Here is a 7241-nt window from a genome sequence, read left to right as displayed (position 1 = left end):
TTTTTTGCAATGGCTCGCATTTATGTCACTGGGTTTTAGGCTTTTGCCATCTATCCAATCGAATACAAGACAGAATTGGTCACCCACTTGTTGGATAGAGGCACCATTAATCCTTTATATTCTTCGAACGATAAGACTCCCATATGCATATAAGTGAACAATTCTGGGTTTTGCATCAGCTCAAACGATTCCATCAAATCACTTTCGATGTAAGGACGAATGATTAAACGCTCTGTTTCCAAGCGCATCATAGATAATTCGGTTTGCATCTTGATTCTCCTCTTGTCTGTAATTGTTACATCATGTATCAGACTAGAGTGCGAAATATGGCATACCCATCCCTCACTTTCCACGCATTTTATCTATTAGCATAATCTGTTACCCAGGAAAGATACAATGGATAATTTGATTTTAATCAAAGTTACCATCTGGATACCACGCCGCTCTACTGCCGTTAAAGGAAAGAAGAATACCGGATCAACCACGGCAGCCTTGTAGTGTTTCAATTGAACTATCGTACCCAATAGCTTAATGAACAAAAGAAGCTGCCTAAATTGTTCGGCAGCTCTAATGTATGAAATAAATTTAGGTTAAGTTACTTGTTGCAGAAGCTTCTAGGAGTTCCTCCATCTTAAATAAGGAGTAGAAATCAAGACCGTCACTTTCAAGATTGTTTCTTCCTTGTTGTTCCCTTTCAATCACACAAAGGACGCTCACGACATTGGCTCCAGCGTTACGCAAATCTGTTGTACTTAAGAGGATCTGCCCTCCTGTTGTAACGACATCCTCGATGATACAAACAGTTTTTCCTTCTACCTCAATACCTTCTGCAAGCTTGCATGTTCCATATTCTTTTGCTTTTTTTCGAACGAATGCCGCTGGTATACCTGTCTTTAAAGATAGTGCCGTTGCGACTGGAATACCGCCCATTTCAAGCCCTGCCAAAACCTCGGTGCCTGAAGGGATAAGCTTAGACAGATGCTCAGCTATTTCGCTTAGTAAGGCAGGGTTAGACTCAAACAGGTATTTATCAAAATAGTCATTTGATTCCTTTCCAGATCTTAATTTAAAGCTTCCTGTTAAGTGTGCTGTTTCGTAAATCTGCTTGGCCAACAATTCTCTTTCCACAACTTCACCAACCTTATATATTTCCTTTATTTTACCACAATATTGCATGATTGATCACCAAACTAACCTGCTCGTTAGTTTAATGACCACACCGTCAGTAACAGACTTTATTTTCTCAGTCTAAAACTTTATTTTCTGTGGACAGCTTACATCGGATATTGAATTCAGCCGGGATTTAAGCGTTTTCGAAGCTAGGTTTCTTTCAGAAACCTTTCAGGTCTCACGTAGGTTTTGTCTACGCTACGATCCTCTTTCCCTAGCTTCATCCAATCTCCTCGGTGCTGAAAACCAGGCTTTTTAAACACGCATTATTAGTGCGCGTTTTAAAAAAATGATTTACAACCACATAATTTCCCGCCTTATATCGGAAAATAATTGAAGTCCGTTCTGTCCGTTATTTTCATTCCTATGGATTAAGGTGGTTATTATGCTTCTCTACATTGGCAAGGTCATTCTGCTGTATTCGGTTTCGGTCATCGTGATCCGCTTGTTAGGCAAAGCGGCGTTCGCACAATTGACTTCTCACGATTTGACGGCGATCATTTTTTTAGCGACATTGGGCGTCCATCCGCTGCTGGAAGAGCGCCTCGGCCGGATTTTTACCGGAATCGCCGTCGTCACGCTGCTTCATATTCTATTTACCCGCCTTGTCTTGTTCCGTTGGTTGAACCGGTTGTTGATCGGGCAGCCCGCCATCTTAATCAAGCACGGAAAAATCAACAAATCAAAGCTGCTTCGCAGCCGTTTCTCTCTTGTCGAATTGCTGGCTACTCTTCGTGCGGGCGGGTACCCCGACATTAAAGATGTGGAGTATGCCATTCTTGAGCCTAACGGCCAAATCAGTATCGTTCCGATGAAAGATGTCGTTGCCGTCACGCCAAGGCATTTGAACCTGAAGATGGAATATCAGGGGGTGCCGATTGCCGTCATCGTCGAAGGAAAAGTGCAGCGGAAAAATGTCGCCTTGATCGGAAAAGACGAGATTTGGCTGCGGCAGGAGCTCAAAGCGGCAGGGCATCCGGACATCCGCGATGTGTTCTACGCGGCGATCCGGGATTCCGACCATTCGCTTACTATCGATACGGGGGAAGGGGAAATGTTTTATCACGGCCGCCAGTCTTCTTCTGAGGAAGAGGGAGAATGATCAAAACCTTGCATGATCCCCATAGCAAGGAATTGGACAATTTTGACGGTCCTCTGACCAACGACCACGTACGGCATAGCTTCCCAGATAAGAACCAGCAATATTCCGATTTGAGTCAGCTTGAATTCCGTCGTTAATACGTTAGCCGATACGATAGAAATTACGTATAGAATTACCTGTGTTATAGCACTCATCTGTTATTGTTTTGCGATGACTGCCCATTTAGTAAAAAACCGTCTGGTAATTGTTCTAAGAAATTAAAGTATTAGACTGACAGCAAAAAATAGAAACAGCGGCAACCTTGGACGAGAAATAAAGTCCTAGACTGCCGATGTTTTATTGAGCTATCGTACCCGTTAGCTCAATTGTGTTTACTACTTTTCAATCCTTCATTTCATTCTTCGATTGTCTTACATCTTGGTCATCGATATATGGCGCAAGCTTCTCTGTATCAAATAACGCATTGCATACCTTACATTTCCGTACTAGTATACGATTGATAAAAAGCAGTTTAAATATACCTTCTCCACAAACATGACACGTACCAGGGCGTTCCACATTATTCCTCCTCATACCATTGTAAACTTCCATAATTCAACAGGCTCTTGGCTTATACCTCTAAATTGAAATATAGATATTTTACATTACAGCCCTTTAGCTTAATAAAAAAGGAGCAGTTGACAAATCTGCTCCTCTTTTTTATTAAGCTATCGTACCCGTTAGCTTAACAGAGCCTTATTATCTGAGAGCGGTGTCCAGTCTTGGTCACGTTCATCTTTATCAGTTGGTCTACGATTAACACGCCCCATTAAAAAAGCTTTCTGATATTGTCTTAAAGATTCTGAATTTGCTCCACCTTCATAATCTGGATCGTCAAATTGAACGCCATCATCTTCCCAAAAACATATTTCGCAAATATCATAAGTTCCTGGTGGTTTAAGTTCTAAAGTTTTATATCCACAACATGGACAAGCATACTTCATTGATCGCTACTCCTCCATTCAATTAACCTGCCTGTGAATGGGTGCCAATGCAGCACCCTAATTCCACCATCGTACCCATTATTTCAATACCGTGGCTTATGTTTGGTGCTATTTTAGATTAAACATTCTGAGTACCAAAACCTTCAATGAGCTTTTATGCCAAATTTATCCACGAGCATCTCTTTGAATAACTTGTTATCAATTTCTTTTTTATCTTCTTTACCATCAACCCATTCAGTGAACGAGGTATCCGTTAGAATGATGTTTCCTTGTTCTGTTATCTTAGTAAGTAATGGTCTCTTATTAAAACGGGATTCTGGATGCTCCAATATTATCCTCTGTACCTCATTCAGTTCCGAAAGATTCTGAACTACTTTTGTGGAATCAAAAATATACCCTAGTTTCCAATCTTCATGTTTATGTTTCAACTTCATATACAATACGTAATCACCATACTCACTATCTGCCTTTTCTACTCTGAATTCACCATTATTAGATAGAATAGTATCCCCATTTAACGGAACTGGCTTTAATGGTAAATTACCTCCGAATCCGGTATCGACCAAATATTGTTGTCCATCGTGAGTTATGATATTGATTACATGTGTTCTTCCTGTCGGACTCCACTGTTGTCCAATATGGTCATATGTAACTCCTCTAACTAAGGTTGGATGGAATCTATTTTCAACTAAAAATAAATAAAGAATAGAATTAAGCTCATAACAAAGCCCACCCTCATTTCTTTTAATTATTTTGTTGATTAGATTCTCTGTTGTAATGTCAGTGGTTCTTTTTTCAATGACGCACAAATTTTCAAATGGGATTTCTCTTGCAGTCTTTTCAAGAACAATGTCTAATTTTTCGAAAGTTATTATTTCGGTTTTTAAGACACCTATTCTATGACGAAATAGCAATTCTAACTTGTCCATTAATAATTTACCTCCCGGAGAATTGAAGTAGCCTCAAGAGTTACTCCCATCCTCTTTAAAAATGACGGATTTCGCATAAGAAATGGAATTAACAACCCCATTGGTATAAAGAGAATTACATTGGCGATTAAGTTAATTGAGGAAACCTCTAATCCTATTCGAAAATAAGACTCAATTGATGAAGTTATTGACCTAAAGGGTACTAAACTAATATTCCAATATCCTTCATCACGTTGCGATTTGTTGCTTTCGATTCTGTCTAAGACTATTTGCATGTCACCAAAATATTTTACAATTACAAAGTTGACTATACCTATTAAATAAACTATAAAAACATGTTTAGCGTTTACTCTTTTCAATAATTCCATCATTCAGCATGCTCCTTTACAATGATGGTAAGAACAACTACTCTCCAACTCAAACTTGAATATTTCTCCGTTTACCATGATACTATAATTTGGGATAAGTATGTATTTTGTATATCCTATATAGGTATCATAAGCCTTCACCACGCTATCCTGCCCGTTTGCGGAGCGAAGGGCTGCCAAGCGGCAGCCCTTCTGGTATTAACTATCGTACCCGCCAGCTCAACCTCTTTGAAGAATTAGATGGCAATCTCCATTTTTATTGATGGATGATATTTATAATTTATTAACTCGAAATCATTAATAGTAAAATCATCGATGTTTTTTATTTCTGGATTGATCCAAAGTTCAGGTGCAGGATATGCATCTCGTTGAATCTGTTCTTTCAATGGGTCAATGTGTCTCTCGTAAATATGAGCATCATTAATATTTAGCGTAAGTGTTCCTAATTTGTATCCTGTAACTTGAGATATCATTCGCTGTAAAACGTAATATTGGAATACATTAAATGGGTTTCCTAAACCAATGTCATTTGACCTTGCGTTAACAACTAAATGAAGAACACCTTGTTTTATGAGCCATTGGTTATTCCAAACACAAGGATACAGCTCCATTTGGTCAAGATCATCAATATTCCAAAGGGATATTACATGCCTTCTTGAAGCAGGATTATTCATTAGTTGATCAATTAGATTATGAACTTGGTTTGTGATCTTACCTTTGAGCATAATTGGCTTACCCAACTGATAGCCATATGCCTTACCTATATTATTATTAGTATTGGTCCACTCTCTCCATATTTTCACGTTGCTTTCATCCAGATAGGTGCAATCACTTGTTCTTTTTACATAAAACCATAGTAACTCGTGTATTGCTGATTTCCATGGCACTCTTTTTGTTGTAAGTATAGGGATCTCGGAATTATCAAATTTTAACTGCTTTGAAATTAAACTTTTTGTGTAGGCTGGAGTACCATCCGACCAAGTTGTTCTAACGTTATGGTCTTTGTCCCAATCTCCATATTCAAGAATTTCATTTACTAATTGACTGTATATCCTATCAGCCTTCCCCATCTACTGTTCCTCCAAATCATACATGAGCATTGCTTTATAAGATTCGAGGGAGATGATAAATTCCCCTTTTTTCATTTAAATCCTGACTGTCCGAGTTCAATGTAAGTAGCCGGTTGCCACGCAAACCTGCCCGTTACTCAAAAGAGGAGCTACCACGAAGTAGCTCCTCCACTATCGTACCCGTTAGCTTAGCGATGCCAAATCACGCGAAGACCCTTCAGCATTTGAACAAACGTACCAGATTTTTGGGCTTACGCTCATCGTTAATTTAGCGACTATGCATTACTCCTTATTTGTTCAGTAAAAAGGGAACAGTCTTCATAATTTCTTTTTTATTTTCGGACTCTATCTTAAAGAATAATTCTTCCTTAGCTGCTGTAAAAAATCGAATTGGATTACGCATAGAAACGAATAACTCACCTTTGGGATTCGGCTTAAACTTCACTTCATCCTCCAGTGATCCTACTCTTATTTTGACGTTTTCTTTTGGACCAAACATTACTCCAGAAGAGAGTCCTACTACTAGAGAAATTGTATATCTTTCTCCAGGATTTAATCCTTTCACATAAATAATACAATCAGCACCACTCTCTTCAAAAATAACAATTGCTCGCCCTAGTCCACTTTCAAAGGGTAGTTCATGAAACTGCTGAGGTATTGATAATTTTAAGACTTCATCTTTCGTTGTTCTTTCAAGCGTTGGTTCCGTATCAGCACATCCAGTAGAAACTACCAAAAAAGCTGATATAACTAAGAGTTGACGCATTATTTTATAAGTTGTTTGCATTATATACTTCCTTTCATGTTTTTTAGTTTTGACGTATAAAAACAAAGCATAGTTGCGCTTTAGCCCGTTAGCGTAACGAAGGGCTACCACGCGGCAGCCCTTTCGGTGTTCAACTCCCTCGTACCCGTTAGTGCAAATAAGTTGACGAATAGCCAGAGCATCTGATGCTCTAGCCACCTTAAAATATCCTACAATGTTACTTATTTATAAATACAGATCTTACCCCGTTTATAACCAGTACGGAACTGAAAAATAAAACTGCATAAAAACCAACAGATGCAGTTATCTTTAAAATATTGTATACGATTTGATAGATCTGGACATTAAAAAATATAAGTCTATCGATTGAAGGAATACAACTTACTAATATGAGAGGAATCATAAGTCCAATTCCACCTATCAACCCAAATGTAATATTGATGTTTTTATTCAAGGTTTCATAATTCCTCCTAAATTTTCATTATATTAGACTGACTCTCTATGTGTATACGAGTTTATAACATTGTATTCTGCAAGCTTACTTGAATATTCTAAAATTCCATACTTAGTATTCGGGAAGTGATTAAACTATCCTCCCGTTAGCCATCCATGCCGCTAACGCGGCACCACAGATTATGGAAGTAATTGCGTTCTTCCAGGGAGCTTAATGCCAATTTCAACACTAACTTATCTTATATATTGAAAAAACCAGCCCCCCTCAAAGGACTGGTTCACCGCTACCATCATTGAACTATCGTACCCGTTAGTTCAATCTATATCATTAGTTATGCTTCTTAAAGCGAATGGGTGGTTCAATTTTCATAAAACTAATCAACTCAATATTCATTTGTTT

8 protein-coding genes are annotated in these 7241 nt (G+C 38.4%); 1 reads left to right on the top strand and 7 read right to left on the bottom strand.

Annotation, left to right across the window (positions count from 1 at the left end; translation table 11 throughout):
- Positions 1-50: 50 nt before the first annotated feature.
- Together ASG81_RS28040 and pyrE are read right to left on the bottom strand one after the other, a co-directional pair.
- Complete coding sequence (locus ASG81_RS28040; RefSeq protein ID WP_056642610.1) at positions 51-269, bottom strand: GNAT family N-acetyltransferase; 219 nt, start codon at positions 267-269, stop codon at positions 51-53.
- A gap of 316 nt (positions 270-585) precedes the next feature.
- Complete coding sequence (gene pyrE, locus ASG81_RS28035; RefSeq protein WP_056642613.1) at positions 586-1128, bottom strand: orotate phosphoribosyltransferase; 543 nt, start codon at positions 1126-1128, stop codon at positions 586-588.
- A gap of 427 nt (positions 1129-1555) precedes the next feature.
- Between pyrE and ASG81_RS28030 the strand changes: the two genes are divergently transcribed.
- Positions 1556-2272, top strand: coding sequence for a DUF421 domain-containing protein (locus ASG81_RS28030; RefSeq protein ID WP_056642607.1), 717 nt, complete (start codon positions 1556-1558; stop codon positions 2270-2272).
- Between the two features lie 719 nt (positions 2273-2991).
- On the opposite strand, the gene ASG81_RS28025 is transcribed toward ASG81_RS28030, so the two are convergent.
- The 5 genes from ASG81_RS28025 to ASG81_RS28005 all read right to left on the bottom strand — a co-directional run bounded on the left by ASG81_RS28025 (position 2992) and on the right by ASG81_RS28005 (position 6409).
- Positions 2992-3255, bottom strand: coding sequence for a CPCC family cysteine-rich protein (locus ASG81_RS28025; protein ID WP_056642604.1), 264 nt, complete (start codon positions 3253-3255; stop codon positions 2992-2994).
- Between the two features lie 143 nt (positions 3256-3398).
- The gene (locus ASG81_RS28020) at positions 3399-4184 is read right to left on the bottom strand and encodes an arylamine N-acetyltransferase family protein (protein ID WP_056642601.1); all 786 of its coding nucleotides are present in this window, start codon (positions 4182-4184) and stop codon (positions 3399-3401) included.
- The gene (locus ASG81_RS28015; RefSeq protein ID WP_056642598.1) at positions 4184-4555 is read right to left on the bottom strand and encodes a VanZ family protein; all 372 of its coding nucleotides are present in this window, start codon (positions 4553-4555) and stop codon (positions 4184-4186) included. The genes ASG81_RS28020 and ASG81_RS28015 overlap by 1 nt, the downstream gene beginning before the upstream one ends.
- Positions 4556-4788: 233 nt before the next feature.
- Entirely contained in the window at positions 4789-5622 is an 834-nt protein-coding gene (gene thyA / locus ASG81_RS28010) for a thymidylate synthase (RefSeq protein ID WP_056642596.1), read from the bottom strand.
- Positions 5623-5911: 289 nt separating this feature from the next.
- Positions 5912-6409 carry a hypothetical protein gene (locus ASG81_RS28005; protein WP_155972018.1) on the bottom strand — a complete coding sequence of 166 codons (498 nt, stop codon included), beginning with the start codon at positions 6407-6409 and terminating at the stop codon, positions 5912-5914.
- Positions 6410-7241 lie beyond the last annotated feature (832 nt).

It is taken from the genome of Paenibacillus sp. Soil522 (assembly GCF_001428245.1).
GTDB lineage: Bacteria > Bacillota > Bacilli > Paenibacillales > Paenibacillaceae > Pristimantibacillus.
The sequence above is the reverse complement of the archived record's forward strand: the minus strand, read 5'-3'. Positions and strand labels throughout refer to the sequence as shown.

Bases quoted from the DNA above. Each gene is read 5' to 3' on its own strand.
- ASG81_RS28040 (WP_056642610.1), bottom strand. From the start codon at position 269: ATGCAAACCGAATTATCTATGATGCGCTTGGAAACAGAGCGTTTAATC.
- ASG81_RS28030 (WP_056642607.1), top strand. From the start codon at position 1,556: ATGCTTCTCTACATTGGCAAGGTCATTCTGCTGTATTCGGTTTCGGTC.
- ASG81_RS28025 (WP_056642604.1), bottom strand. From the start codon at position 3,255: ATGAAGTATGCTTGTCCATGTTGTGGATATAAAACTTTAGAACTTAAA.
- ASG81_RS28020 (WP_056642601.1), bottom strand. From the start codon at position 4,184: ATGGACAAGTTAGAATTGCTATTTCGTCATAGAATAGGTGTCTTAAAA.
- ASG81_RS28015 (WP_056642598.1), bottom strand. From the start codon at position 4,555: ATGATGGAATTATTGAAAAGAGTAAACGCTAAACATGTTTTTATAGTT.
- thyA (WP_056642596.1), bottom strand. From the start codon at position 5,622: ATGGGGAAGGCTGATAGGATATACAGTCAATTAGTAAATGAAATTCTT.
- ASG81_RS28005 (WP_155972018.1), bottom strand. From the start codon at position 6,409: ATGCAAACAACTTATAAAATAATGCGTCAACTCTTAGTTATATCAGCT.